Genomic DNA, 26722 nt, shown 5'->3' with positions numbered 1-26722 from the left:
ATCAGACCGGCAGGCCGAGCCCCGGGGGCAGACCCATGTCCTCGGTCAGCTTGCGGGTCTCTTCCTTGGTCTTTTCCATCGCCTTTTCCTGGGCGTCCTTGATCGCCGCCAGGATCAGGTCCTCGACCACTTCCTTCTCGTCGGCATTGAAGATCGACGGGTCGATCGACAGCGCGGTCAGCGTGCCCTTGGCTGTCGCCGTGGCCTTGACCAGACCAGCGCCGCTTTCGCCCTCGACCAGCGTCGCCGCCAGCGTTTCCTGAAGCTGGGCCATCTTGCCCTGCATCTCGCCCGCGGCCTTCATCATCTTGGCCATGTCGCCAAGACCGCCCATTCCCTTCAACATGCGTGTCTCCTTCGCCTGTTATGCGTTCAGTCGTCGTCCTCGAACGGGTCCCATTCCTCCTCGACCTCGGGCAGGGCCTCGGCCGCCGCCTCGGCCGCAAGGACCTCGGGCGGCTTTATGTCGATGATTTCGGCCTTGGGAAAGGCGGCAAAAACGGCGCGGACCAGAGGATGCTCGGCGGCCTCGGCCCGGCGCGCGGCCTCGGCGGCGTTGCGGGTCTCGTCGATGCTGGGCGCGCCGCCCTTGGCCACGACCGACACCGCCCAGCGCGCGCCGGTCCAGGTCTGCAGCCGGTGCCCGAGCCGCTGCGCCAGATCGGCGGGGGCGTCGGGCGCGGGCTCGAACTCGATCCGGCCGGGCGAATAGCTGACCAGCCGGACCCCCGCCTCGACCTCGACCAGCAGCACCATGTCGCGATTGGCGCGGATCAGATCGACCACCGCCTCGAAGCTGGGGTAATGGGCCAGCGTCTGCTCGGGCGCATGGGCCAGCGCGGTGACGGCGCCACCGCCCGAGGGCCCGGCATGGACCGGAGCGCCGCGGGCCTGGCCCTGCACCCCGGCCCCGTTGCCCCCCCCACCCGAGGGCGCGGGGCCGCCCGGCGCGGGACCCGAGGGAGCCGGACCGGTGGGCGGGTTTTCCTGCAGCTTCCGGACCAGGTCCTCGGGGCTTGGCAGGGTCGAGACATGGGTCAGCCGGATCACCGCCATCTCGGCCGCCATCATCGCATTGGGCGCCATCGAGACCTCTTCCAGCGCCTTCAGCAGCATCTGCCACATCCGCGTCAGGACCCGCATCGACAGCCGCTCGGCCATGGTCCGGCCACGGGCACGCTCGTCGGGGCCGACGGTCGGATCGTCGGCCGCCTCGGGGGTGATCTTGATGACGCTGAGCCAGTGGCTGATCTCGGCCAAATCGCGCAGCACCGCCAGCGGATCGGCACCATCGGCATATTGCCCGGCCAGCTCGCCCAGCGCGGCGGCCGCATCGCCCGCCATGATCATGTCGAACAGGTCGAGCACCCGGCCCCGGTCCGCAAGCCCCAGCATTGCGCGGACCTGGTCTACCCCGGTTTCGCCCGCCCCGTGGGAGATCGCCTGATCGAGCAGGCTCATCGCGTCGCGGACCGAGCCCTCCGCGGCGCGGGTGATCAGCCCCAGCGCCTCGTCGGTGATCGGCGCATTTTCCAGTCCGGCGATCCGGCGCAGATGCGCGATCATCACCTCGGGCTCGATCCGGCGCAGATCGAACCGCTGGCAGCGCGACAGAACCGTCACCGGCACCTTGCGGATCTCGGTGGTGGCGAAGATGAACTTCACATGGGCGGGGGGCTCCTCCAGCGTCTTCAGCAGCGCGTTGAAGGCGCTGGTCGACAGCATGTGGACCTCGTCGATGATGTAGATCTTGTAGCGCGCCGAGGCCGCCCGGTAGGCCACGCTGTCGATGATCTCGCGGATATCGCCGACCCCGGTGCGCGAGGCGGCGTCCATCTCCATCACGTCGACATGGCGCCCCTCGGCGATGGCGCGGCAATGCTCACATTCGCCGCAGGGCTCGGTGGTCGGGCCGCCCTGCCCGTCGGGACCTATGCAGTTCATGCCCTTGGCGATGATCCGGGCCGTCGTCGTCTTGCCGGTGCCCCGGATGCCGGTCATGATGAAGGCCTGCGCGATCCGGTCGGCGGCAAAGGCGTTCTTGAGGGTGCGCACCATCGCATCCTGGCCGATCAGATCGGCGAATGTGGCGGGGCGGTATTTTCGCGCCAGCACCTGGTAGGCAGTGCCCTCTGTCTCGGCCATGGGTCCTCTCGGAGTAGCGTATCCGGGCGACAGGGTAGGCGCTGGCTCGGGCCGCGTCCAGCGGATCGCGGGCAGGGGATCGGTCAGCGATCCGTCCGGGTCATTCCCGACGATCACACGAGAGGAAAAGAAGATGCGCCGCAGCGAGAACGGGAAGGCGGCTTATCTCGAAAATGTCTCGGTATGGTTCAATGAAGATCAGGACCACATCCATATCGCAGTGTCTGATCTTGAGTATTTTCACACAACAGTGAACTCGGATGCGGCAAGCAAACGAGGCCATCCGAATCTGTTTCCGACGCTGTTCAAAGCGCTGCGCGATGCGGGGGTCTCGCATCCGCCAATTCCGAAGAACCAAAATGCTAGGAAGATAGGTGAGAGGCTGGACAGCGGCCCGAACGGGGCTCGTTACGGCTGCTTCCTTCCGGACCTGACCGGGTTGGCGAGGCGCTCGCCCGCGCCAACCTCTCGAGGGCTTACATAGAGGTCGCGCTTTGGATTCGCAAGACCCGGGCCGGGACGGGCCGCCGCAGGAAAGACGGGATCAGCTGCGTTTGCGGTCGGCCGGATAGACGCCCAGAATGTCGATATGCGAGGTGAAGTAGTCGAGCTCCTCCAGCGCGCGGGCGACATGGGGGTCGTCGGGATGGCCCTCGATATCGGCATAGAACTGGGTCGCGGTGAAGGAGCCGTCGACCATGTAGCTTTCCAGCTTGGTCATGTTGACCCCGTTGGTCGCGAAGCCGCCCATGGCCTTGTAAAGCGCGGCGGGAATGTTGCGTACCCGGAAGACGAAGGTGGTCATCATGCCCAGATCGCCCCGGCGGCTGCGGTCGGGCGCGCGCGACATCAGCAGGAAGCGCGTGGTGTTCTTGTCGTGATCCTCGATATGGCGGGCCAGAACGTCGAGCCCGTAGATCTCGGCCGCCAGATCGCCCGCCAGCGCCGCGACCTCGGGGTCGCCCGTCTCGGCCACCTGCCGGGCCGAGCCCGCGGTATCGGCCGCGGTCACCCGGTGGATGTCATGCGTCTGCAGGAAGTCGCGGCACTGCCCCAGCAGCACGGTATGGCTCATCGCGCGGCGGATGCCCGCCAGCGCCGCGCCCGGCACCGCCAGGAGGTTGATATGAACCCGCACGAAGGCCTCGCCGACGATATGCAGGCCCGAATCCGGCAGCAGCTGGTGGATATCGGCGACCCGTCCATAGGTCGAATTCTCGACCGGCAGCATCGCCATCTCGGCCGCGCCGCGGCGCACCGCCTCGATCACATCCTCGAAGGTGCGGCAGGGCAGCGCCTCCATGTCGGGACGGGCATCGTGGCAGGCCTGATGCGAATAGGCACCGGGCTCTCCCTGAAAGGCGATACGGCTGGTCATTGAACGACTGTTTCCCTGGACCGGATGACTTAATCCTCATGCAATACCTTCGGGGAATACTGCTTGCCAAGACTGAGGGGAAGCACATAGGAACGTCCCCGGGAAAACATGGGAATATTCTAATGCTGAAGAAGGTGAGCTTCACGAAGCTTCTGGGCTCGGCCTCTGGGGCTCTCTTGGTGTTCGTGCTCGTCGACCGCGCCGGCGGGCTGTATTTCTCCAACCCCGGGCTGGACCAACCGGCCTATGTGGTGATCGAGGAAGAGCCCGCGACCCCGGCCGAACCGGAACCGGAGCTGACCTTCGAAGAGCGGATGGCCCAGGCCGATGCGGCCGCGGGCAAGCGCGTCTTCAACCAGTGCAAGTCCTGCCACCGCGTCGAAGAGGGCGCGAATGCCGTCGGACCGTCGCTTTACGGCGTGGTCGGGCGCCCGGTCCATAGCGCCGAAGGCTTCTCTTATTCCGATGCCTTCGCCGGGCTCGAGGGCAGCTGGACGGCCGAACGCATCAACGCCTTCATCACCTCGCCGCGCGATGTGGTCCCGGGCACCGCGATGACCTTCGCCGGGCTCAAGGACCCGCAGGACCGTGCCAATGTGATCGCCTATCTCGAGTCGGTCGTCGAGTAGGCCGGCCCCGGCCGGACGCCTTCAAACGCGAACGGGCGGCCCGCGATGCGGCGCCGCCCGTTTTCATGCCAGCGCTCCGGCTCAGCGGCGCGGATCGTCGTCCTCTTCCTCGTCCTCGTCGTGATCGGGCAGGTTGAAGAAGCTGTCGGCATCCGGCACCGAGCGGTCCTCTTCCTCCTCGGGCTCCGGACGCGTGAGCGAGAAGGTCTCGAGCCCGGAAATCGCGGTCGGCAGCCGCGCCTCGGTGCCCATTTCCAGCGACTGCTCGGTCGAGACCAGCTTGCGGCGCTCGTCATCGGTCATCAGATCGCCCTCGGCGGCCCGTTTGCGGGCGGCCTTCTGCACCGCCGCGTCAAGCTCGGACTGCTTGCAGAGGCCCAACGCAACCGGATCGATCGGCTGGATGTTCGAGATGTTCCAGTGGGTGCGCTCGCGGATCGACTGGATCGTCGGCTTGGTGGTGCCGACCAGCTTGGCGATCTGGCCGTCGCTGAGCTCGGGGTGGAACTTCACCAGCCACAGGATCGAGGCCGGACGGTCCTGCCGCTTGGACAGCGGCGTGTAGCGCGGGCCGCGGCGCTTTTCCTCGCCGACCGCGGCCGGGTTGAACTTGAGCCGCAGCTTGTAAAGCGGGTCCTTCTCGGCCTTGTCGATTTCCGACTGGTCGAGCTGGCTGTTCGCGACCGGGTCGAAGCCGCGCACGCCGGCCGCCACGTCGCCATCGGCGATACCCTGCACCTCGAGCTCGTGCAGGCCGCAGAAATCGGCGATCTGCCGGAAGCTCAGCGTCGTATTGTCGACCAGCCAGACGGCGGTGGCCTTGGCCATGATCGGTTTGTTCATCGGCCTTCTCCTCTCGTGCGACGATAGCGCTCCCCGGGCCGGGAAACGGCTGCGCCGGATTGGCGCGGTTCCTCGTTTTCGGGGAAGTTTGAGCGTATATAGTGGCCGACGCGCCCGGAGAAAAGAGAAAATGCGCTGTCTGGCGATACTGCTCCTGTCTGCGACCCTGGCCTGCGCCGAGGAGGACGTGGCCGGGCGTTTCGATTATTACCTGCTGTCGCTGAGCTGGGCGCCAAGCTGGTGCGCGGCCGGGGAGGCACCCCGGGGCGCAGCGCGGCAAAGCCCGCATTGCGCCCCGGGCGGCGGCGCGGGCTGGGTTCTGCACGGGCTCTGGCCGCAATATGAACGCGGCTGGCCAAGCTATTGCCACAGCACGGAGGCCGATCCCTCGCGCAGCCAGATCGCGCGCCTGGCCGAACTGACCGGCAGCCCCCGCGCGGCCTGGCATCAATGGAAGAAGCACGGTCGCTGCTCGGGGCTTTCGGCGGGCGACTATGCCGCGGCGGCACGCCGGGCCTATGAGGCGGTGGCGCGCCCTGCGGCCTTCGGCAAGCTGACCGCCCCGGTCAGGCTTCCGGCCGGGGTGGTGGAAGAGGCGTTCCTGCAGGCCAATCCCGGCCTTCTGCCCGACATGCTGACCGTGACCTGCAAGGCCGGACGCATCCGGGAGGTCCGGATCTGCCTGACAAAGGCGCTCAGACCCCGGCCTTGCGCGCCCGACACGGTCGAGGATTGCGAGCTGCGCGATGCGCTGATGCCGCCGCCGCGCTGACACGCCGGGTCCAGGCCACGCCGCAGAGGAAGCGGCCTGGCCGCGCGCCGACGGCACAGGACGACGCCGGTCCGGTTTCTCGACAGGGCTTCACGTCGGCGGCGCGCGCCGCGGTCGGTGTCGCGATCTGTGCCGGCGACCTCAGGCGACCTTCAGGACGATCTTGCCGATATGGGCGCCCTGCTCCATCCGGGCATGGGCCCGCGCGGCCTCGGTAAGGTCGAATTCGCTGTCCATCACCGGGGCGACGCGGCCCGACGCCAGCAGCGGCCAGACCTTTTCGCGCAGTTCGGCGGCGATCCGCGCCTTGGCAAGGTCCGATTGCGGGCGCAGGGTCGAACCGGTGATGGTCAGCCGACGCATCATCACATGGGCGAAGTTCAGCGTCACCTTGGGCCCCTGCAGGAAGGCGATCTGCACCAGACGGCCCTCGTCGGCCAGCGCCCGCACGTTGCGCGGCAGATAGTCGCCCCCCACCATGTCGAGAATCAGGTCGGCCCCGCCCTCGGCCTTCAGCACATCGACGAAATCCTCGGACCGGTAGTCGATCGCCCGGTCCGCGCCAAGCGCCCGGCAGGCCGCGCATTTCGCCGGAGTACCGGCGGTGGCGAAGACCCGGGCCCCGAAGGCCGAGGCAAGCTGGATCGCGGTGGTGCCTATCCCGGACGAGCCGCCATGGACGAGGAACCGCTCGCCCGCCGTCAGCCCGCCGCGCATGAAGACATTCGACCAGACGGTGAAGAAGGTCTCGGGCAGGCAGGCGGCCTGTTTCAGCCCCATCCCCTCGGGCACGGGCAGCGCATGGGCGGCGGGCGCGGTGACGTAATCGGCATAGCCGCCGCCCGGCAGCAGCGCGCAGACCTGATCGCCCGGTTTGAGCCCCGTCACCCCCTCGCCCAGCGCCACGACCTCGCCCGCGCCTTCGAGCCCGGGCAGGTCCGAGGCCTGCGGCGGCGGCGCGTAGGAGCCCGCGCGCTGCAGCGCATCGGGCCGGTTGACCCCGGCATAGGCCAGCCGGATCAGCACCTCGCCCGGCTGCGGCACCGGCACCGGGCGCTCGGTCGGGCGCAGCATCTCGGGGCCGCCGGGCTCGGCGATCTCGATCGCCCGCATGACCTGAGGCAGCGTCATGTGCGCACCGTCATGCGCGCATTCAGCGCACCGGGCAGCCCGCCCTTGCGCTTCGGTCCCTGCGGCGGGCGGATCTGGCGGGCAAGCCAGTTCGGCCCCAGCATGAAGGGCTTGAGCAGCGGCGACTTGTTGACCTGCGCCTTGACCTTCTCGACCTGCATCACATCGCCGATCCGGCGATCGAGGAAGGCGCTTGTCTCGGCATGGTCGGGGCTTTCGTCGCCCAGCCAGTACAGCACGGTCGCGCCATAGACCGCCGCCAGCGAGGCCCGCTTGGTGTACCAGTTCACATCCTCCGAACTGTCGCCCAGCGCGGTCCAGATCCGGTCGGCGGTGCCCCAGACGAGACGCGAGCCCTCGGCGGCATAGAGCGGCAGCGCAAAGAGCGTGGCGCCCCGGCGCACCGCCTCCTTGTCATCGACGGCGTCCAGCCGGTAGCGCACCGCCAGCGCCACCCGGTCGCGAAAGCGCATCTCGGAAAGATCGGTCTCGGCCAGCCGGCGCACCATCTCGTCATCGCCGCGCAGGTGGAAGGCCACCGCCAGATCGGCCGCGCCGCGCGGACAGGCGGCCCTCGCCAGCGCCGGATCGACGCCGGAATCGGCGACCGCGGCGCGAAAGGCGGCCTCGCTCCAGCCGTCGAACGGAACGTGAATCAAAGCGGCATCCAGAAGCTCCTGGGTGATGCTATCCATGCCTCGGGGCGTGTCGGTCATGCTGGGGCCTCCTTTCGACGGCCCCTCTATAGACAAGTTCGCCCGGTTTTGCTATACGGCCGCTTCCTGCAGAATTCGGAAACTCTAGCAAGAAAGGTGGTGACAACCACATGCAGGTCAGCGTTCGCGACAACAATGTCGACCAGGCGCTTCGGGCTCTGAAGAAGAAACTTCAGCGCGAAGGCGTGTTCCGCGAGATGAAGCTCAAGCAGCATTTCGAGAAACCGTCCGAGAAGAAAGCGCGCGAGAAGGCGGAAGCCGTCCGCCGTGCGCGCAAACTGGCGCGGAAGAAGGCCCAGCGCGAAGGTCTCCTTTAAGACCGTCGGCAATGGCGAACCGGGGTTTCGGCCCCAGTGCGACGACCCCCGAGGCCCTGCCCGGGGGTTTGTTGTTTCCGGCAGTACGCTCAGCCCGCCGCCTCGGCCTCGATCCGCCGGGCGAACCGGGCCAGCCCGGCCTCCATCTCCTCGGCCAGCTTGCCGCGGGCAAGTTTCAGCGTCTGCATCAGCACCCGCCCGCCCAGCGTCTTCGGACCAAGATCGATGGCGACGCTCAGCCGGGTCAGCTCCTCGGCCAGAGCCGCAAGCTCGATGCGCCCCTCGGCGCCAAGCCCGCTCGACGCCGCGCCCAGACACATCGCCGAGGGCGGCGCGTAATCTGTCAGCTCGGCCTCGATCTCGCGATGCGCCCCATGAAAATGCAGCCGGATCGTCCAGGCCATGCCGGGCGCGGGCGTATCGGGCGGCCCCGCATGGCGGGTGACATCGCCGCCGCGGGTCTCGATGGCCCGCTCGAATCGGGTGAAATCCGTCAGGCGGGAAAACACCCGCTCGATCGGCGCCGAAATATCTTCCTGGCAGGTCAGTATCATCTGCTGGCGCCCCCTTCGCGCGCTCCTTGGCTCAGTCCAGCCGGTCGGCCAGCCACATCCGGATCAGGAAACCGGCAATCGCCCCCGGCCGCGGCGGCTGCATGTCGGTCCGTTCGCCCGCCAGCACCGCCAGCATGTCCTCGCGGCCGACCCAGCGGGCCTCCTCGATCTCGGCCGGGTCGGGCGTGATCCGGTCAGTCTCGGCCTCGGCCCAGCAACCCAGCATCAGCGAAGCGGGAAACGGCCAGGGCTGGCTGGCAAGATAGCCCACCTGCCCGACCCTGACACCGGTTTCCTCCGCCACTTCGCGTCGCACCGCCGCCTCGACCGTCTCGCCCGGTTCGACAAAGCCCGCCAGCAGCGAGAACATGCCCTCGGCCCAGCCCGGAGCGCGCCCCAGCAACACCGCATTGCCGCGCCGTACCAGCATGATGACCACCGGATCGGTGCGCGGGAAATGCGGCGCGCCGCAGCCCGGACAGCGCCGCTGCCAGCCCGCCTCGGCAGGCCGGCTCGGCTGGCCGCAGCGCGCGCAGAAGCCATGGCCGCGATGCCAGTCGAACAGGCCCTTGGCGGTGGCGGCCAGTTCGGCCTCGACCGGCACAAGCCGGGTCATCTCGCGCCGCAGCTCGCGGAAACTCAGATCCCCGGGCAGGTCGGGATGGCGCTGTTCGGACGGATCGCGGAATTGGCCCAGCGTCTCGGGCATCTCGGCGGGCACCCAGTCAGACAGCTCGATCGCGAATTTCGGGCGGCCGCCGGACAGCCCCAGAAAGACCGCCTCCGCGCTCCGCCCGGCCAGAAGCGGATGCGCCGAGGCCACCCAGCCCAGCCCCTCCGCGCCGAAAAGCGGCTTGCCCCGCCAGAGCGGCAGAACCTGCGCCCCGGCCCAGGCCTCGGCAAGCCAGGCGGCATCGCCCCGCCGATGGGCGGCGCGGTCGAGCCCGCCACCTCCGAATGTCACCCGTTCGGCAAGACGCATGCACGCTCCTTCATTGCGGTCGGACACAAGCCGGGCCGGACCGCCGCGCGAACCTTGGGCACGTCACGACCGCATCGCGTGAATTCTGTCTCGCCACGCATCCGCGAACCCTATAATGTCTCAGGCCGGTGATGGTTGCATTCCGTCCCCGTGTCAAAGCCATATGCCCGGCCGGCCGCGGACACGGCCATTCCGGCGTCGCCTCGCATCTCCGCGCCCGGCGACCGGTCGGCCTACATGCAGGGGCCTCCTTGATCGCGCCGCACCCCTTTTCCGTCCCTCCCGCCGCCGATCGCGTGCATCTGCGGCTGCTGGAGACATCCGACCTGCATGTGCACATCTTTCCCTATGATTACTATACGGACAGGCCCATCGACACGGCCGGTCTGGCGCGCACCGCCACCCTGATCGCAGCGCTGCGCCGCGACGTCGCCAATGCGCTTCTGTTCGACAATGGCGATTTCCTGCAAGGCAACCCGATGGGCGATTACATCGCCCATGAGCGCGGTCTGCGGCCGGGCGAGCTGCACCCCGCGATCGCGGCCATGAACGCGATCGGCTACGATGCCGCGACGCTCGGCAATCACGATTTCAACTACGGGCTCGACTTTCTGCTGAACGCGATCGCCGGGGCGCGGTTTCCGGTGGTCTCCGCCAATCTGCTGCCCGGCCCGCTGGCCCCGCCCGGGCTGACCCGCCTGCCGCGTCATGCCCTGCTCGACCGCAGCGTGACCGATGGCGCGGGCCGCAGGCACCGGCTTCGGATCGGGGTGATCGGCTTTCTGCCGCCGCAGATCGCGATCTGGGACCGCAGGCATCTGGAGGGCCGGGCCGAGGGCGGCGACATCGTCTCTGCCGCTCGCGAGCTGGTGCCGCGGATGCGGCGCGACGGCGCCGATCTGGTGGTCGCGCTGGCCCATTCGGGCATCGGCGAGCCCACGCATGTCGCCCGCCAGGAGAATGCCTGCCTGCCGCTGGCCCGGATCGAGGGGATCGACGCGATCCTGAGCGGGCATCAGCATCAGGCCCTTCCCGGCCCGGATTTCGCGGGCATCGCCGGTGTCGATACCGAGACCGGATCGATTCACGGCAAGCCCACGGTGATGCCCGGCTTCTGGGGCTCGCATCTCGGCGTGATCGACCTGCTTCTCGAACGCGCGGCAACAGGCTGGCGCGTGGCCGAGCATCGCAGCTCGATCCACGCCATCGCCACCCGCCGGAGCGACCGCAGCGCCGAGCCCCTGGTGGGCAGCGATCCCGCCGTTCTGAGCGCCGCCGCCCGCGCCCATGCCGAGACACTGGCCTATACCCGCCGCCCGGTCGGCCGGACCGAGATCCCCCTGCACAGCTATTTCGCGCTGGTGGCCGAGAACGCCTCGGTCAAGATCGTCGCCGATGCCCAGCGCTGGTATGTCGCCCGAAAGCTGAAGAGCACCCGCCATGAGGGCCTGCCACTGCTGTCGGCGGCGGCGCCGTTCAAGGCCGGCGGCCATGGCGGCCCCGACTATTACACCGACGTCCCCGCGGGCGATATCGCGATCCGCAATGTCGCCGATCTCTATCTCTATCCCAACATGGTCCGGGCGGTGCGGGTCAGCGGGGCGGAGTTGCGCGGCTGGCTCGAGCGATCCGCCGGGATCTTCAACCGCATCCGGCCCGGCGCGACCGACCAGCTTCTGCTCGACCCCGACTTCCCCTGCTACAATTTCGACGTGATCGACGGGCTGGAATACCGGATCGATCCCAGCCAGCCGCCGCGCTACGGCCCCCATGGCCGCTTGCTGAACCCGCATGCCTCGCGCATCGCCGATCTTTCCTGGAACGGCCGTGCGGTCACGGACGGCATGGAATTCGTGATTGCCACCAACAGCTTTCGCGCCGCCGGCGGCGGCGGGTTTCCGGGCACCGGCCCCGATGCCGTGATCCTCGAAGCACCCGTCACCAATCGCGACGTGATCCTGCGCTATATCGCCAGGCGGGGCAGCGTGGCGCCGCGGACCGTCCCCACCTGGCGGTTCGCCGATCTGCCGGGCACCACCGTGCTGTTCGATACCGGCCCCGCCGCGCGCCGCCATCTGGGCGCGGTCGAACGGCTGGCACCGGACCCGGCGGGCACAAGCCCCGACGGTTTCGCGCGGTTCCGGATCAGCCTGTGACACAGGCCCCGCGACTCGCCGCAAAGGCAACGCGACAAAGACGCTCCCGGCACCGGCCTCCCGCCCTCGTCCCGAAGGATCGGTTGCGGTCCTTGCCGGAACCCGCACCGGAACGAGGAGAGCTTGTCGCATCATCGGCCTCGATCTGCGCGCCCCTCACACCCGCCAATGCCTTGTGCGAAAACCGGCGGGCATGGCGGCGTCAGACGGGCCGGGGGACAGGGATGCGCCCCCGACAGCTGCCGCGAGATCACGTCGCCGTCGGGTTGCCCTGACCATAGCCGCCGGTGAATTGCGCAATCGCCTCGGCCAGCTCGGTCTCGCTCAGCAGCGGCGGGGTCCCGATCGCGAGCGCGCCGTGATACTGCCGGGCCAGGGCCTCGACCTCCACGGCCAGCCACATCGCCTTGTCGAGACCGGCCTCGGCCGCGATCATGCCGTGATGCGCCATCAGGCAGGCCTTGCGCTCCTCAAGCGCCTCCAGCACCAGATCGGACAGCGCCTGGGTCCCGAAGGTCGCATAGGGCGCGCAGCGGATATCGCCGCCGCCCGCCGCCGCCACCATGTAATGCACCGCCGGGATCGGCTTGTGCAAAATGGCCAGCATCGTGCAATAGGGGGCATGGGCATGCACCACCGCATTGAGATCGGTGCGGCTGCGCAGGATATCGAGATGGAAGCGCCATTCCGAGGACGGCCTGCGCGCGCCATGGGCGGTGCCGTCCATCTCCATGAAGACGATGTCCTCCGGCGCCAGCACGTCATAGGGGATCGAGCTCGGCGTGATCAGCAGCCCCGCCCCGTGGCGGACGCTGATATTGCCGGACGTCCCCTGGTTCAGCCCGAGCGCATTCATGCTGCGGCACGCCGCGACGATCGCCGCGCGCTTGTCCTTCTCGTCGGTCATCCCGCCCTCCTGCTTGCTGTCCCTGCCCTATAGCGGCAGCGCGGTGGTCTTGAACACCGTCCGCAGCGCAAAGAAGGATTGCATCCGCGCAACGCCGGGCAAGCGGGTCAGGTATCGCCGGTGGATGCGGGCGAAATCCTCGCTGTCCTCGGCCACCACCTTCAGCAGGTAATCCGCATTCCCCGCCATCAGGTGGCATTCCAGCACATCGGGCACCCGCGCCACCGCCTTCTCGAAGGCGGCCAGCGTCTCGTCGGCCTGCCCCGACAGCGTGATCTCGACAAAGACGGTGGTCTGGCGGCCCATCTTGCGGGCATCGAGCAGCGCGACATAGTCGCGGATGAAGCCGCCCTCCTCCAGCCGCTGCACCCGGCGGTGACAGGCCGAGGCCGAAAGGTTCACCCGTTCGCTCAGCTCGGCATTCGAAATCCGGCCCTGCTTCTGCAGGACCCGCAACAATCGAAGATCGGTCTCGTCCAGCGCCATCTCTTGCATGATCCTTCGACGATCTGGCAGAATAACGCGCGGATCTTGCATCAAGAGCGGGGGCACTGCACGCAAAACCGATGCGATCCGGCCCGATCTGCGGCATTCTGCCCCGAGGAGAAGGAGACCCCATGCATATCGGATGCCCCAGAGAGATCAAACCCCAGGAATTCCGCGTCGGCCTGACGCCCGATGCCGCCCGCGAAGCCGCCGCCCATGGCCATGCCGTGCTGGTCGAGACCGGTGCCGGGCTTGGCGCGGGCTTCGAGGATGCCGATTACATCGCGGCCGGCGCCGAGATCGCGGCCACCGCCGAGGACGTCTTTGCCCGCGCCGAACTGGTGGTGAAGGTCAAGGAGCCGCTCGCCGAGGAACGGCGGCGCCTGCGCGAGGGACAGGTCCTGTTCACCTATCTGCATCTCGCGCCCGACCCCGCCCAGACCCGCGACCTGCTGGACAGCGGCGTCACCGCCATCGCCTATGAGACCGTGACCGACGACCGCGGCGGGCTGCCCCTGCTGGCGCCGATGTCCGAGGTGGCGGGACGGCTCGCGCCGCAGATGGGGGCCTGGGCGCTGCAGAAGGCCAATGGCGGGCGCGGCGTGCTGATGGGCGGCGTGCCCGGCGTCGGCCCGGCCGAGGTGCTGGTCATCGGCGGCGGCGTGGTCGGCACCCATGCGGCGCGGATCGCGGCCGGGATGGGCGCCCATGTCACCGTGCTCGACAAGTCGCTGCCGCGGCTGCGCCAGCTTGACGAGATCTTCGACGGCCGGGTGACGACCCGGCATTCCTCGGAAGCGACGCTGGCCGCGCTGCTGGACCGGGCCGACATGATCGTGGGCGCGGTGCTGATCCCCGGGGCGACCGCGCCAAGGCTGCTCAGCCGGGCCGATCTGGCGCGGATGAAACCGGGCGCGGTCCTCGTCGATGTGGCGATCGACCAGGGCGGCTGCTTCGAGACCTCGCGTCCGACCACCCATGAGGCCCCGGTCTTCTCGGTCGACGGCATCCAGCATTACTGCGTGGCCAACATGCCCGGCGCGGTGCCGCGCAGCGCGACGCTGGCGCTGGGGAATGCGACCATGCCGTTCCTGCTGGCCCTGGCCGACAAGGGATGGCGTCAGGCCTGCACCGACGACCCGCATCTGCTGGCCGGGCTCAACGTCCATGCCGGGCAACTGACCTGCTATGCGGTCGGAAAGGCGCAGGATATCGACGTGCTGTCCCCGCAACTGGCGCTGACGGCCTGACCCTCGGCGCCGCGTCGGGCCGCCGCCTGGCGCAGGCAAGACCTGCGACAAGCGGCATCCGGTCACGGATGACCGGCTGACACCGATGCGCCGGACCGGCCTGCGGCACGTCCCCGAGAGCTGGCTGCCGAAGCGCAGCCCCTCATGTCGCCCCGCTCGTGAGCCGCAGACAGATCGGGGCCTTCCATTGAAGGCCGGGGGCGGAACAAGGTCTGTCCGGTCCGGCCATGTCCGGCCGATAGACGTACCGATATTCCGATGACATGGGGCGTTCGGCATTGCCCCGGCCCGGCGGAAGGCCGACATCCGACAGGACGACAGTCTTGGCCCGGGCGCCATCCCGCAACAGCGGAACCTTCTGAAGCCTCCGTATCCCCCTCAGGGTCGCCCCGGACAGGAAATGTGTCCCGGAACCGGCGCCGGGCTCAGGAACAGCACGCCCGAGCGCGCGCTCACCGCCGATCATGCAGGTGGCGTCGTATCCGGCGACGACAGGTCCGGGCGGGCCCGAGGCCTCGCGCGAGATCCGCGGATCATGATGCTGGAGCCCGTTCGGAAACGCTGGATTTGCCGTATCCGAGGTTCCGTCATGGCGCGCAGGAGACCGTCACCGGGCGTGCAGCCGATCCTTCCGGAAACCATCGGGCGGGTCGCGCCCGGCCGGGGCACCGATCCCGGAGCAGGCACTTTCATCATCGGAACTTTCATTATTGGAATCGAGGGCGGCAGCTTCTAACCTTCGCCCCCGGCGGTATCGGTTCGGGAGAGTTTCATGCGCGATTTCCAGTTGCCGGGGCGCTCGGCAGTGTTTGCGACAAACGGGATGTGCGCGACCTCCCATCCGCTCGCGGCCAAGGTCGCGGTGCAGATGCTCGAGGCAGGCGGCAATGCCGTCGATGCCGCGCTCGCGGGCGCGGTGCTGCTGGGGATCTGCGAGCCGCAGATGACCGGCCTCGGCGGCGACTGTTTCGTGCTGATCAAACCCGCGGGCGAGGACCGCATCGTCGCGCTGAACGGCTCGGGCCGGGCCCCGAAAGGGCTGGAGGCCGCCCGCCTCCGCGAGCGGGGCCTTGACGCCATGCCGACCGACAGCGCCGATGCGGTGACGGTGCCGGGCGCCGTCGATGCCTTCTGCCGGTTGTCGAAGGACTGGGGCCGGATCGGGCTGAAGGCCAGCCTCGCCCCCGCCATCCACTATGCCGAAACGGGCGTGCCGGTCGCGCCCCGCACCGCCTTCGACTGGGCCCGCGCCGCCGATCACCTGCAGGGCGCCGCGCGCGATTTCTACCTGCTGGGCGGCCAGGCGCCCCGGCCGGGACAGGTCTTCCGGGCACCGAAACAGGCCGAGGTGCTGCGCCGGATCGCGATGGACGGCCGGGCGGGCTTTTACGAGGGCGAGGTGGCCGAGGACATGGTCTCCTCGCTGAGCGCGCTGGGCGGCTGCCATACGCTGGAGGATTTCGCCGCCACCGCCTGCGATTACGGCAGCCCAGTCAGCGGCAGCTACAAGGGCGTCGAGCTGGTCGAGCATCCGCCGAACGGCCAGGGCGCGACCGCGATCCTGATGGCGAATATCCTGGCGCAATTCGACCTGCCCTCGATGGACCCGCTGGGGGCCGAGCGCGCCCATGTCGAGGCCGAGGCGGCAAGACTTGCCTATGACGCGCGCAACCGCTTCGTCGCCGATCCCGCCCACATGACCCGGCTCGACCACATGCTGGCCCCCGGGACGGCGGCGAAGCTGGCCGCGCTGATCGACCCCGACCGGGCGATGGCAAGCCCCGCGCCGCTGTCGGAAGCCGTCCACAAGGAGACGATCTACATCACCGTGGTCGACCGGGACCGGATGGCCGTGTCGCTGATCTATTCGATCTTTCACAGCTTCGGCGCGGGCCTCGCCTCGACGAAATTCGGCATCAACTTCCAGAACCGGGGCGCGGGCTTCAGCCTGACCGAAGGCCATCCGAACGAGGCCGCGGGCGGCAAGCGCCCGATGCACACGATCATCCCGGCGATGCTGAAGAAGGACGGCAAGCTGATCATGCCCTTCGGTGTGATGGGCGGGGCCTATCAGCCCAACGGCCATGCAAGGGTGCTGACCAATATCGTCGATTACGGTATGCATCCGCAGCAGGCGCTGGACGCGCCCCGCAGCTTTGCCGATCAGGGCGAGCTGCTGGTCGAGCGCGGCTATGCCGAAGATGTGCGCGCGGCACTGGCCGCGAAGGGCCATACCGTGGCCACGCCGCCTTCCGCCATCGGCGGGGCGCAGGCGATCCTGATCGACGACGAGACCGGCGTGCTGCAGGGCGCGTCCGACCCGCGCAAGGACGGCTGCGCGCTGGGATACTGACGAATGCGGGAAGGGCGCGACGCGGCGCGGCTCAGTTCAGCTGGAATTGCAGCGGATACTGCCCGTCCTCGAATTCGCCGAACAGGTCCGAAAGATCGGGATGATCGACCGGCTCGCCGGTATCGTCGGCCACGAGGTTCTGCTCCGAGACATAGGCCACGTAATAGCTGTGATCGTTCTCGGCCAGCAGGTGATAGAAGGGCTGGTCCTTCGGCGGGCGGGTTTCCTCGGGAATCGCCGCATACCAGTCCTCGGTATTCGAGAACATCGCATCCACGTCAAAGACCACGCCACGAAACGGATGCTTCCGGTGACGGACCACTTGACCCAGATGATATTTCGCGTGCGCTTTGAGCATTCCGTTGCAACCCCCGACTGTGCACCTTAATCCCGCCGATACGCCCTTGTCCATGCGGCACCGCGCTACTTGGGGAAACACTCTGTGAACCTTCTACTTACAGTCACCGAGATTGTCGCCCCCGTTTTCCTGCTGGCCGCGGTGGGCTTTCTCTGGGTCCGGTTCGGAAACGAATACCGTGTCCAGTTCGTGACTCAACTTACAATGACCCTGTCGGTTCCCTGCCTGATCTTCACCGCGCTGATGAAGACCGAGATCGAGCCGCAGGCCCTGACTGCGCTGTCGCTGGCCGCCGCCGCTGCCTATGGCGCGGTGACGATCCTCTGTCTCACCGTCGTGCGGCTCGCCCGGCTCGACCGCCGCACCTATCTGTCGCCGATCATCTTCGGCAATACCGGCAATATCGGGCTGCCGCTCGCGCTGTTCGCCTTCGGCGAGCGCGGCTTCGACTATGCGGTCGTGGTCTTCGCGGTGATGGCGATCTATTCCTTCACCTTCGGGGTCTGGCTGGTTGCCGGCGGCGGCTCGCCGCTGAAGGCCCTGAAGGAGCCGCTGGTCTGGGCCACCGCGCTGGGCGGGCTTTTCCTGTGGCAGGGCTGGCAGACCCCGGCCTTCCTGACCAATGCGCTGACCCTGATCGGACAGATCGCGGTGCCGCTGATGCTGATCACGATGGGCGTGGCGATTGCCCGGCTGCATCCGGGCCACCTGCCGCGCGCGGTCTGGCTGAGCCTCGTCAAGCTTGCGATCTGCCTTGGCGTCGCGGCCGGGATCGGGCTCTGGTTCGGGCTCGACCGGGTGGCTCTGGCCGTCCTGGTGCTGCAGATCTCGACCCCGGTCGCGGTCACCTCCTATCTTCTGGCCGAGAAATACGGCGCCGATGCCGATGCGGTGGCCGGGCTGGTCGTGGTCTCGACGCTGCTGTCAATGCTTGCGCTGCCGCTGACGCTGGCGGTTCTGCTCTGAGCCCGGACGACGAGACGCTTAGGCGTTTCACGTATCGTGGAATTCCTCTATGATCGGCCAAAAAAAGAACACAACGGCAGACACTACAGGCTAACGAGAGGCAGATGGGCAGGTTCCTCCTCATCGCGGCATGTCTTTTTCTCACGGCATGCGGCGACAAATCTCCGCCACGCAATCTGGAAGACGCCTGCGCCATCGCGCGCGAGCGGCCGAAATACATGCGCGCGATGGAGCGCAGCGAGCGTCGCTGGGGCGTTCCGGTGCCGGTGCAGATGGCGGTCATCCACCAGGAAAGCAAGTTCGTGGGCAATGCCCGCACGCCGCATCGCTTCGTGCTGGGAGTCATCCCGATGGGGCGGCAGAGCTCGGCCTATGGCTATGCCCAGGCCATCGACGGCACCTGGGACATGTACCGGAACGGCACCGCCAATCGCGGCGCGCGGCGCGACGACATCTTTGACGCGACCGATTTCATGGGCTGGTACATGGCCGAATCGCGCAAGAAGCTTGGCATTCCGCTGAGCGATGCGCGCAGCCAGTACCTTGCCTATCACGAAGGCCATGCCGGCTATGCCCGGCGCAGCTACCGCAGCAAGGCCTGGCTGATGGCGGTCGCCAACCGGGTCGAGGACCGGGCGCAGCTTTACTACGCCCAGCTCATCACCTGCCGCCGCTGAACCGCGGCGGCGCCCCCCGTCAGCAGACCGGCGGGGGCCGCCTCAGCGGCGTTTCATACGGTCGGCGGTTTCCTGGATGATGTTGAACATCCGCGCGCCCAGCGGCATGCCGGTCTTCAGCTGGCCCAGAACCACGGTGGTCTGGCTTCCGGCCTCGTCGGTGATGATCCATTGCCTCAGCTCGACCGGATCATTGGTGAAGACCAGCGTGATGGTGCCGTAATCGGGATGCTCGGGGTCCTGCGCCACGACGCGGGTCGAGGTCCCGTCCTCCGCATGGCCCACCACCATCCGGGCGCGGCCGAGATCGACATTGCGCTCGAGGATCAGGTTCAGCGGCGTCCGTTTCAGCGGATATTGTTCGGGCGGCTGGTTCGACTTGTCGTCATAGACCGCGACCTGGCCGCCGCCCGCCAGCACCAGCGCCTTCTCGGGCGGCGCGTATTCGAACCGCGCCCGACCGGGGCGTTTGATCGAGAGCGTCCCGGTCGAAATCGAGCCATCGGCATTGATCTGGGTGAAATCGGCCTGCGCGGTCTGGAAGCTGTTGAGATAGGCCGAGAGCGACGACAGCGGGATCGGGTCTGCCAGAACGGGCGTCGCCGCCAGCAGGGCCGCAAGGGCCAGGGAAAGACGGAGAGGTTTCATGGCAGCCAATCTAGAGCCGGGGGCCGGGCATTTCACCTGCCCGGCCGTCACGATTGGGCGATCCGCCGCTCACGCCTGTTCGGGCACGAGGATCTCGCGCTTGCCGACATGGTTGGCGGCGCTGACCACCCCCTGATCCTCCATCTGCTCGACGAGGCGCGCGGCCTTGTTGTAGCCGATGGCCAGCTTGCGCTGGATATAGGAGGTCGAGCATTTGCGGTCCTTGATGACGATCGCCACCGCCTGATCGTAAAGCGCGTCCTCGCTGTCGGTATTGCCGCCGAGCCCCAGCACCAGGTCGATATCGCTTTCCTTGTCCTCGTCCGGCCCCTCGACCACGCCGCCGACATAGTCCGGCGGACCGAAGGTCTTGAGATAGCTGACGATCTCCTCGACTTCCTCGTCGCTGACAAAGGGCCCGTGCACGCGCGACAGCCGCCCGCCGCCGGCCATGTACAGCATGTCGCCCATGCCCAGAAGCTGTTCGGCGCCCTGTTCGCCCAGAATGGTGCGGCTGTCGATCTTGCCGGTCACCTGGAACGAGATCCGGGTCGGGAAGTTGGCCTTGATCGTGCCGGTGATGACATCGACCGAGGGCCGCTGGGTGGCCATGATCAGGTGGATGCCCGAGGCCCGCGCCATCTGCGCAAGCCGCTGGATGCAGGCCTCGATCTCCTTGCCCGCGACCATCATCAGGTCGGCCATCTCGTCGACGATGACGACGATATAGGGCAGCGTCTTGGGCAGGAATTCCTCGGTCTCGAAGACCGGCTCGCCGGTCTCGTCGTCAAAGCCGGTCTGCACCGTGCGCTTGAACATCTCGCCCTTGGCCATCGCATCGCGCACCCGGCCGTTATAGCCCTCGATGTTGCGCACGCCCATCTTGGACATCTTGCGATAGCGTTCCTCCATCTCGCCCACGACCCATTTCAGCGCGACGACGGCCTTCTTGGGATCGGTGACGACCGGGGACAGCAGATGCGGGATGCCGTCATAGACCGACAGTTCCAGCATCTTGGGGTCGATCATGATCAGCCGGCATTCATCCGGCGTCAGCTTGTAGAGAAGCGACAGGATCATGGTATTGATGGCAACGGACTTGCCCGACCCGGTGGTCCCCGCGATCAGGAGGTGAGGCATCTTGGCCAGGTTCGCCACCACCGGATCGCCGCCGATATCCTTGCCCAGCGCCAGCGGCAGGCGCTGCGCGCTGTCGCCGAAATCGCGCGCCGACAGGATCTCGCGCAGCACCACCATCTCGCGGCGGGCATTGGGCAGTTCGATCCCGATCACGCTGCGCCCGGGCACTGTCGAGACCCGGGCCGACAGCGCCGACATGCTGCGCGCGATGTCGTCGGCCAGGCCGATCACCCGGCTGGCCTTGAGGCCCGGCGCCGGTTCCAGCTCGTACATTGTGACCACGGGGCCGGGCCGGACCGAGACGATCTCGCCCTTCACGCCGTAATCGTCGAGCACGTTTTCCAGCATGCGCGCATTCTCTTCCAGCGCCTCTTCGCTGAGATAATGCCGCTCGATGATGTCGGGATTGGTCAGCAGCGACAGTGGCGGATGCTGGTAGCCCTCCTCGCTCTCGTCGAATTTCAGGCCGGGCTGGGCCTCGTCGCGGGCGCGGCGCGAGGGCGCGACCGGCTTGCGCACGCTCTGCTCGACCACCCGGCGCGGCTCGGCCACCGGTATCGCGGGGGCGGGGGCTGGATGGGCTGCTTCGGCGACGGAGGGCGCGGTCTCGAACGGGGTCTCCGCGTCGAAATCTTCGTAATCGTCGATCTCGGGCACATCGATCCGCATGTCCGGATCGGGCGCCTGCGGCACGGTCAGGGCGGACGGGCTGCGCACAACCGGCGGCTCGGGGCGGAACCCGGTCGGCACCGACGCGCCGCGGCTCGAGCGCGCGCGGACGACATCGGCGATCCGCGCCCGGATACGCTCTTCGGAGGCCGGGGTCATGGCCACCTCGTCATCATCCTCGTCGATCAGCTCGGGATCGGCGCGACGGCGGAACACCGGCAGCCGCGCGAACAGACCGGTACGGGCGGGCGCCTCGTCCTCATGAAGGTCGCAATCCCTGTCATAGGCCTCGTCGTCATCCTCTTCGTAGGCCTCGGGTGCGAACGCGGTCTGGCGGCGCTCGGCCCGCGCGTTGCGGCGCGCCTGCAGATCCTCGCCATAGCGCACCGCGCCTTGCAGCGCACCGCGCACCCCGCGCCCGGTCGCGGCCCGCAGCGCGGCATAGCTGAGAATGAGGCCCAGCAGCACGCCCCGGCCGAAACGCCGGATCTCGTCGCGGTCGACCCCGCAGACGAACAGCGCCAGCGCCAGCGTACCCAGCCAGACCAGCGCCGAGACCAGCTTGAGCCCGACGATGGTGCCGATCGGCACCAGCCCCAGCACCGCACCCAGCACGGTATCGCCGAACAGCCCGCCCATGCCGAAGCTGTGGGTCCAGTCCGGCGTCGGCACATTGGTCGCGGCATAGACCGAGGCCAGACAGACGAGGAAGGGCGCGAAGATCACCCGCGACAGCGCCCGTTCCTCGCCCCAATGGGTCAGGAGACGCAGGCCCCAGGCCGCGGGCACCGCGACCAGCGCCCAGCCGCCATAACCCACGACGATATAGACCGGCGAGGCGATCGAGGCGCCAAACCGGCCCAGAAGGTTCCGGGCCGGGGCGTCGGTGGCCGAGAACCAGCTCGGGTCGTCGGTGACATAAGACCCCAGCGTCAGCGCCAGCAGCAGCGCGACCAGCATCAGCCCGATGCCCAGCAATTCCTTGCCCCGGCGCTCGATGGCGGCCTGGGTGGTCTGGTCGAGAAGGGGTTCGCGCCGTTTCATCTGATAGGAAGCCATGCCCTCGCCCTTTTCAATCGTACAGACAGCCGCGCAGCCGGACCAGCGCGGCACGCATTTCATCTTCGGCCGCGACCATCGCCACGCGGATATAGCCCGCGCCCGGATTCGTGCCCTCGACATCCCGCGCCAGATAGGCGCCGGGCAGGACCCGCACCCCGGTCTCGCGCCAGAGTTTCAATGCCGCCGCCTCGCCATCGGCGACCGGCAGCCACAGGAAGAACCCCGCTTCGGGGGCCCGATACCCCGCCACGCCGCCAAGGATCTCGTCGGCGATGGCGTATTTGCCCTGATACCGCGCCCGGCTTGCCGCGACATGGCTTTCCTCGGACCAGGCCCGTTCGGCAACCCGCTGAAGCGGCAGGGGCAAGGGCGCCCCGGCATAGGACCGAAGCTGCTTGATCCGGCCGATGCTGCCCGGCCCGCCGGCGGCAAAGCCCGACCGGAGCCCCGGCAGGTTCGAGCGTTTCGACAGCGAATGGAAAACCACCACCCGTTCGGGATCGGCGCCAAGCTCGGCCGCGACGCTCAGCGCGCCCGGCGGCGAGCTGTCGCGGTAGATCTCGGAATAGCACTCGTCGGCGAAGATCCGGAAATCGTGTTTCTCGGCCAGCCGGATCAGATCGGCCCAATAGCCCCGGTCGGCCACCGCGCCCTGCGGATTCGAGGGCGAACAGATATAGGCGATGGCGACGCGGTCCAGCAGCTCGGGCGACAGCGCGCCATAATCGGGCAGAAAGCCGGTTTCGGCGGTCGCGGGCACATAGACGGGCTCGGCCGCCACCGCCAGCGCGGCCACGGCATAGACCTGATAAAACGGGTTCGGCGTCAGGATCGCGGGCCGGCCACCTGCCTTCGTCACGCCTGCCTTCGTCTCGGGACAAAGCGCGAGCGCCGCGTTGAACAGCCCCTCGCGGGTGCCGTTCAGGGTGGTGACCTGGGTCTCGGGGTCGAGCGTCACGCCATAGCGGCGTCCGACCCAGCCCGCGATCGCCGCGCGCAGCTCGGGCGTGCCCTCGTTCGGAGGGTATTTGCCGAATTCATGGGCATGCTCGGCGACGATACCGGCGACCCAGTCGGGAAAGGCGTGCCTGGGCTCGCCGATGGTCATGTGCACCGGCACGCCGCCGGGCTCATGGACGTCGAGAAGACGCCTGAGCCGCGGAAACGCGTAATCCGGTAGGTTCGAGAACCGCTCGGGAAAGGTCATGGACCCCTGTCTCGTCTGTCTTACTGCCTCGGTTCGGAGTCGTCCGGGCGCTCCGATTGCGGATCACGATAGCCCCTTGCCGCGCCCGGGTCCAGAAAGCCCGGCGCGCCCGACCCGTTGCCGGGAAAGCTGTGGCTTTTAGGTCAGGGCCCGTTCCGCCGCCGCGCCGATCCGCAACAGCCGCTCTTCCGACATCGGCAGCCCCATGAAGGAAATGCCCGTCGCGGGCACACCGGTCGGCAGCGTCAGAACCGCGCTTCCCATCAGGTTCCCGATCCGGGTGTTGCGCAGCGCCAGAAGGTTTTCGGCCATGAAGAAATCGGGATCGGCCAGCAGCCGGTCGACATCGGGCGGCAGGATCGGGCAGGTCGGCAGCAGCACCGCGTCGAAACCGGATACCCGCCGGGCCCATGTCCCGCGCAGCAGCCCGAGCGTCTGCCAGGCGGCAACGTAATCGGCGCCCGAGAAGGCACGCCCGCCACGGAACCGGTCCAGGATCGGCGGATACATCTTGTCGGGTTCGGCCTCGATCCTGTCGCGCCAGGTGCCATAGGCCTCGGTCGCGAACAGCACCCCTGCCAGCGCCAGCGCCTCGGCCACCTCGGGCGCCTGTTCCCGGACGATGGTCGCGCCCTCTTCGGCGAGCCGTTCCAGCGCATGGTTGAACCCGGCTCGGGGCGCGTCGCGCAAACCGTCGAAGGCCGCCGTTTCCAGCACCATGAACCGCATGCCCTCAAGCCGCGCCCCGCTCAGATCGGCAGGCCGGCCGCCCTCGAGCGCCGCCAGCAGCAGGCCCGCATCCTCGACATTGCGGGTCAGCGGCCCCACCGTATCGAATTTCGGGCATAGCGGCACCACGCCCTTCAGCGAGATCCGCCCGGCGGTGGTCTTGAGCCCGACAAGGTCGTTCCAGACCGCCGGGATCCGCACCGAGCCGCCGGTATCGGACCCGATCGCACCCGGCGCCAGCCCGAAGGCCACCGAGGCCGCCGCCCCCGAGGAGGATCCGCCCGGCGCCCCATTGGGCGCGTTGATGCAGGGCGACGTCGCCGTGACCGGGTTGACGCCGAGCCCCGAGAAGGCCAGCTCGGACATATGGGTCTTGCCAAGGCAGACCAGCCCGCCCGCGGTCGCGGTGGCCAGCACCTCGGCATCCTGCCGGGGCACCCGCCCTTCCAGCAGCGCCGCGCCCGCCTCGGTCGCGATCCGCGCGCTGTCGAAGAGGTCCTTCCACGAGATCGGCACCCCGTCGAGCGGTCCGAGCCGCAGCCCCGACCGCGCCCGGCTGCGCGCCGCCTCGGCCTCGGCCAGCGCCCGCGCCCGGGTCGGGCGGGCATAGATCCTGTCGCAAAGCGGATGGCCCGCGATCGCGTCGAGAAAACCTGTCGCCAGATCGACCGGGTCGATCTTGCCCGTCTCGATTCCACGCCCAAGATCGCCCGCACTCATCCCAAGCCAGTCACTCGCCATCCGCAGTCCCCATACTCCATGACTTCTTCGCGACGCTAACGGCACCGGGACTTATGGACAATCCCGGGCGGACCGCCATATTCACGCCATGACCTACGATTCCGAGATCCTGATCGTCGGCGGCGGGCTGAACGGCCCGGCGCTTGCGCTGGCCCTGGCCCAGGCCGGGCTCTCCGTCACCGTGATCGACGCCCTGCCCCGCACCGACCGCGACAGCGACCTTTTCGACGGCCGGTCCTATGCGCTGGCGCTGGGCTCGACCCGGCTGCTCTCCGCCATCGGGATCTGGCCCGGTCTCGTCCATCGCGGCCAGCCGATCCTCGAGATCGTCGCCTCGGACGGGCGCGCGGGCGAAGGGGCGGCGCCGTTCTTCCTCGACTTCCACCATGGCGAGATCGAGGAAGGCCCGATGGGCCACATGATCGAGGACCGCTATCTGCGCCGCGCGATGCTGGAGGCGCTGGAGGCCGAGCCCCGGATCACGACCCTGTCGGGCGAGACCGTGGTGGCGCAGGAAACCGGCCCGACCGGCGTGACGGTGACGCTGGCCTCGGGGCGGCAGCTTTGCGCGCGGCTTCTGGTCGGCTGCGACGGGCGCCGCTCGGGCACCGCGCAGCGCGCGGGCATCGGCCGGACCGGGCATGATTACGGCCAGACCGCACTGGTCTGCGCCATCGCCCATGAGCACCCACATGGCGGCACCGCGCATCAGTTCTTCATGCCGCCGGGGCCGCTGGCGATCCTGCCGCTGCCCGGCAACCGCAGCTCGATCGTCTGGAGCGAGCGCCACGCCCAGGCCGCCGCGATCCAAGCGCTGGACGACGCGGCCTATCTTGAGATGCTGCGCCCGCGCTTCGGCGACTTCCTGGGCGAGATCGCGCTGGAAGGCGCGCGGTTTACCTATCCGCTGAGCCTGTCGCTGGCCAATGCCTTCTGCGCCCCCCGGGTGGCGCTGTTGGGCGACGCGGCCCATGGGGTGCATCCCATCGCAGGCCAGGGGTTCAACCTGGGGCTTCGCGACGTGGGCGCGCTGGCCCAGGTGCTGGTCGAGGCGAAACGGCGGGGCGAGGATATCGGCGCCATCGACGTGCTGGAACGCTACCAGACCTGGCGGCGCTTCGACACCACCCTGATGGCGGCCGGGACCGATACGGTCAACGCGCTGTTCTCGAACGACAATCCGTTCTTGCGGCTGGGCCGCGATCTGGGCCTCGGGGCGGTCGCGGCGCTGCCCGCCCTGCGCCGCCGCTTCATCCGCGAGGCGGCCGGACTGACCGGCGGGCTGCCGCGCCTGATGACCGGGCGGCCGCTCTAGGGCCCGAGTCCAGGATCCGGGCTGTCCCGAAAAGACCTGCCCCGAAAAGACATCGCCCGGCCGAAAGGCCGGGCGACGGGTATTGATCGGGCTGTCTTGCCTCAGGCGCCCGCGGCTTGCACCGCGCCACGATTGCGGCGCCAGATCGAGAAGTTCAGCGCCCAGGCATAGCTGGTCCAGACCACATAGGGCAGGATCAGCAGCCCCGCGATCATGTCGGCCTGGTAGAACGAAACCGCCATGGCCAGGACCGAGATCCACATCCCGCAAAGCACGACCAGGGCAGCCCCCAGCCGGTGCAGGCCGAAGAAGACCGGCGACCAGAGCGTATTGAAGGCGACCTGCAAGCCCCAGATCGCCAGCGCGTAGACAAGCAGCGGGCTTCCCGAGATCGCGACGCGCGTCGCGGCATAGGCCATGCAGATGTAAAGCACGAACCACGCCACCGGAAAGAGCCAGTTCGGCGGGGTCCATTTGGGTTTGTCGATGCGGTCATACCACCCGTCAGGTGAGAAGAAGGCACCGGTCGCGCCAGCCGCATAGGTGGTGGCGAGGAATATTCCGAAGAGGGGCCAATCGATCATCATGTCT

25 protein-coding genes and 1 other RNA gene are annotated in these 26722 nt (G+C 68.3%); 9 read left to right on the top strand and 17 right to left on the bottom strand.

Annotated features, from left to right (window positions below):
* Position 1: 1 nt before the first annotated feature.
* From A6W98_RS05775 to A6W98_RS05760, 4 genes are all read right to left on the bottom strand, one after another.
* Entirely contained in the window at positions 2-346 is a 345-nt protein-coding gene (locus tag A6W98_RS05775; RefSeq protein ID WP_042459006.1) for a YbaB/EbfC family nucleoid-associated protein, read from the bottom strand.
* Positions 347-372: 26 nt separating this feature from the next.
* Complete coding sequence (locus A6W98_RS05770) at positions 373-2145, bottom strand: DNA polymerase III subunit gamma/tau (RefSeq protein WP_042459002.1); 1773 nt, start codon at positions 2143-2145, stop codon at positions 373-375.
* A gap of 373 nt (positions 2146-2518) precedes the next feature.
* Positions 2519-2615, bottom strand: an RNA gene (ffs, locus tag A6W98_RS05765) — signal recognition particle sRNA small type.
* A gap of 74 nt (positions 2616-2689) precedes the next feature.
* On the bottom strand, positions 2690-3523 hold the full coding sequence (locus A6W98_RS05760; protein ID WP_042458999.1) for a prephenate dehydratase: 834 nt from the start codon (positions 3521-3523) through the stop codon (positions 2690-2692).
* A gap of 122 nt (positions 3524-3645) precedes the next feature.
* Between A6W98_RS05760 and A6W98_RS22115 the strand changes: the two genes are divergently transcribed.
* Complete coding sequence (locus A6W98_RS22115; RefSeq protein WP_042458995.1) at positions 3646-4152, top strand: c-type cytochrome; 507 nt, start codon at positions 3646-3648, stop codon at positions 4150-4152.
* Between the two features lie 81 nt (positions 4153-4233).
* On the opposite strand, the gene A6W98_RS05750 is transcribed toward A6W98_RS22115, so the two are convergent.
* Positions 4234-4995: a DUF1013 domain-containing protein gene (locus tag A6W98_RS05750; RefSeq protein ID WP_042458992.1), complete on the bottom strand. Its 762-nt coding sequence runs from the start codon at positions 4993-4995 to the stop codon at positions 4234-4236.
* Positions 4996-5125: 130 nt separating this feature from the next.
* Here A6W98_RS05750 and A6W98_RS05745 point away from each other — a divergent pair, with 130 nt between their 5' ends.
* Positions 5126-5767: a ribonuclease T2 family protein gene (locus A6W98_RS05745; protein WP_042458989.1), complete on the top strand. Its 642-nt coding sequence runs from the start codon at positions 5126-5128 to the stop codon at positions 5765-5767.
* 141 nt (positions 5768-5908) lie between these two features.
* Here the strand turns inward: A6W98_RS05745 and A6W98_RS05740 are convergent, their stop codons facing one another.
* Both A6W98_RS05740 and A6W98_RS05735 read right to left on the bottom strand, forming a co-directional pair.
* A complete protein-coding gene (locus tag A6W98_RS05740) occupies positions 5909-6898 on the bottom strand; it encodes an NAD(P)H-quinone oxidoreductase (protein WP_406678831.1) in 990 nt (329 codons plus the stop codon).
* On the bottom strand, positions 6895-7614 hold the full coding sequence (locus A6W98_RS05735; RefSeq protein WP_042458986.1) for a COQ9 family protein: 720 nt from the start codon (positions 7612-7614) through the stop codon (positions 6895-6897). The genes A6W98_RS05740 and A6W98_RS05735 overlap by 4 nt, the downstream gene beginning before the upstream one ends.
* Before the next feature lie 110 nt (positions 7615-7724).
* Here A6W98_RS05735 and rpsU point away from each other — a divergent pair, with 110 nt between their 5' ends.
* The gene (rpsU, locus tag A6W98_RS05730) at positions 7725-7931 is read left to right on the top strand and encodes a 30S ribosomal protein S21 (protein ID WP_042458983.1); all 207 of its coding nucleotides are present in this window, start codon (positions 7725-7727) and stop codon (positions 7929-7931) included.
* 89 nt (positions 7932-8020) lie between these two features.
* Here rpsU and A6W98_RS05725 read toward each other — a convergent pair whose 3' ends face one another.
* Complete coding sequence (locus A6W98_RS05725; protein ID WP_042458980.1) at positions 8021-8485, bottom strand: SRPBCC family protein; 465 nt, start codon at positions 8483-8485, stop codon at positions 8021-8023.
* A 31-nt stretch (positions 8486-8516) separates the two neighbouring features.
* Positions 8517-9467, bottom strand: a complete 951-nt coding sequence (nudC, locus tag A6W98_RS05720) for an NAD(+) diphosphatase (protein WP_042458978.1) — start codon at positions 9465-9467, stop codon at positions 8517-8519.
* Positions 9468-9718: 251 nt separating this feature from the next.
* Between nudC and A6W98_RS05715 the strand changes: the two genes are divergently transcribed.
* On the top strand, positions 9719-11623 hold the full coding sequence (locus A6W98_RS05715; protein WP_042458975.1) for a bifunctional 2',3'-cyclic-nucleotide 2'-phosphodiesterase/3'-nucleotidase: 1905 nt from the start codon (positions 9719-9721) through the stop codon (positions 11621-11623).
* A 250-nt stretch (positions 11624-11873) separates the two neighbouring features.
* Here the strand turns inward: A6W98_RS05715 and A6W98_RS05710 are convergent, their stop codons facing one another.
* Positions 11874-12530, bottom strand: a complete 657-nt coding sequence (locus A6W98_RS05710; protein ID WP_042458972.1) for a class II aldolase/adducin family protein — start codon at positions 12528-12530, stop codon at positions 11874-11876.
* 27 nt (positions 12531-12557) lie between these two features.
* Complete coding sequence (locus tag A6W98_RS05705) at positions 12558-13016, bottom strand: Lrp/AsnC family transcriptional regulator (RefSeq protein WP_042458969.1); 459 nt, start codon at positions 13014-13016, stop codon at positions 12558-12560.
* A 131-nt stretch (positions 13017-13147) separates the two neighbouring features.
* On the opposite strand from A6W98_RS05705, the gene ald reads away from it, so the two are divergent.
* Complete coding sequence (gene ald / locus A6W98_RS05700; protein WP_042458966.1) at positions 13148-14266, top strand: alanine dehydrogenase; 1119 nt, start codon at positions 13148-13150, stop codon at positions 14264-14266.
* Positions 14267-15038: 772 nt separating this feature from the next.
* On the top strand, positions 15039-16619 hold the full coding sequence (locus tag A6W98_RS05695; protein ID WP_042458962.1) for a gamma-glutamyltransferase family protein: 1581 nt from the start codon (positions 15039-15041) through the stop codon (positions 16617-16619).
* A 31-nt stretch (positions 16620-16650) separates the two neighbouring features.
* On the opposite strand, the gene hspQ is transcribed toward A6W98_RS05695, so the two are convergent.
* Positions 16651-16977: a heat shock protein HspQ gene (gene hspQ, locus A6W98_RS05690; protein WP_042458960.1), complete on the bottom strand. Its 327-nt coding sequence runs from the start codon at positions 16975-16977 to the stop codon at positions 16651-16653.
* 84 nt (positions 16978-17061) lie between these two features.
* Here hspQ and A6W98_RS05685 point away from each other — a divergent pair, with 84 nt between their 5' ends.
* Entirely contained in the window at positions 17062-17943 is an 882-nt protein-coding gene (locus A6W98_RS05685; RefSeq protein ID WP_042458957.1) for an AEC family transporter, read from the top strand.
* 104 nt (positions 17944-18047) lie between these two features.
* Positions 18048-18620 (top strand): transglycosylase SLT domain-containing protein, encoded by a 573-nt coding sequence (locus A6W98_RS05680; RefSeq protein WP_042458954.1) that lies wholly within the window; start codon positions 18048-18050, stop codon positions 18618-18620.
* A gap of 42 nt (positions 18621-18662) precedes the next feature.
* Here the strand turns inward: A6W98_RS05680 and A6W98_RS05675 are convergent, their stop codons facing one another.
* The 4 genes from A6W98_RS05675 to A6W98_RS05660 all read right to left on the bottom strand — a co-directional run bounded on the left by A6W98_RS05675 (position 18663) and on the right by A6W98_RS05660 (position 24816).
* Positions 18663-19268: a LolA family protein gene (locus A6W98_RS05675; protein ID WP_042458951.1), complete on the bottom strand. Its 606-nt coding sequence runs from the start codon at positions 19266-19268 to the stop codon at positions 18663-18665.
* A gap of 69 nt (positions 19269-19337) precedes the next feature.
* Complete coding sequence (locus A6W98_RS05670; protein WP_042458948.1) at positions 19338-22136, bottom strand: DNA translocase FtsK; 2799 nt, start codon at positions 22134-22136, stop codon at positions 19338-19340.
* A 13-nt stretch (positions 22137-22149) separates the two neighbouring features.
* The gene (locus tag A6W98_RS05665; RefSeq protein WP_042458945.1) at positions 22150-23346 is read right to left on the bottom strand and encodes an aminotransferase class I/II-fold pyridoxal phosphate-dependent enzyme; all 1197 of its coding nucleotides are present in this window, start codon (positions 23344-23346) and stop codon (positions 22150-22152) included.
* Positions 23347-23484: 138 nt separating this feature from the next.
* A complete protein-coding gene (locus A6W98_RS05660) occupies positions 23485-24816 on the bottom strand; it encodes an amidase (protein WP_042458942.1) in 1332 nt (443 codons plus the stop codon).
* Between the two features lie 88 nt (positions 24817-24904).
* Between A6W98_RS05660 and A6W98_RS05655 the strand changes: the two genes are divergently transcribed.
* Positions 24905-26131, top strand: a complete 1227-nt coding sequence (locus A6W98_RS05655) for an FAD-dependent monooxygenase (RefSeq protein ID WP_042458938.1) — start codon at positions 24905-24907, stop codon at positions 26129-26131.
* A 101-nt stretch (positions 26132-26232) separates the two neighbouring features.
* Here the strand turns inward: A6W98_RS05655 and tspO are convergent, their stop codons facing one another.
* Positions 26233-26715 carry a tryptophan-rich sensory protein TspO gene (gene tspO, locus A6W98_RS05650; protein ID WP_305954933.1) on the bottom strand — a complete coding sequence of 161 codons (483 nt, stop codon included), beginning with the start codon at positions 26713-26715 and terminating at the stop codon, positions 26233-26235.
* Positions 26716-26722 lie beyond the last annotated feature (7 nt).

The organism is Rhodovulum sulfidophilum DSM 1374 (genome assembly GCF_001633165.1).
Lineage (GTDB): Bacteria > Pseudomonadota > Alphaproteobacteria > Rhodobacterales > Rhodobacteraceae > Rhodovulum > Rhodovulum sulfidophilum.
This window is presented reverse-complemented; position numbering and strand designations above follow the sequence as displayed.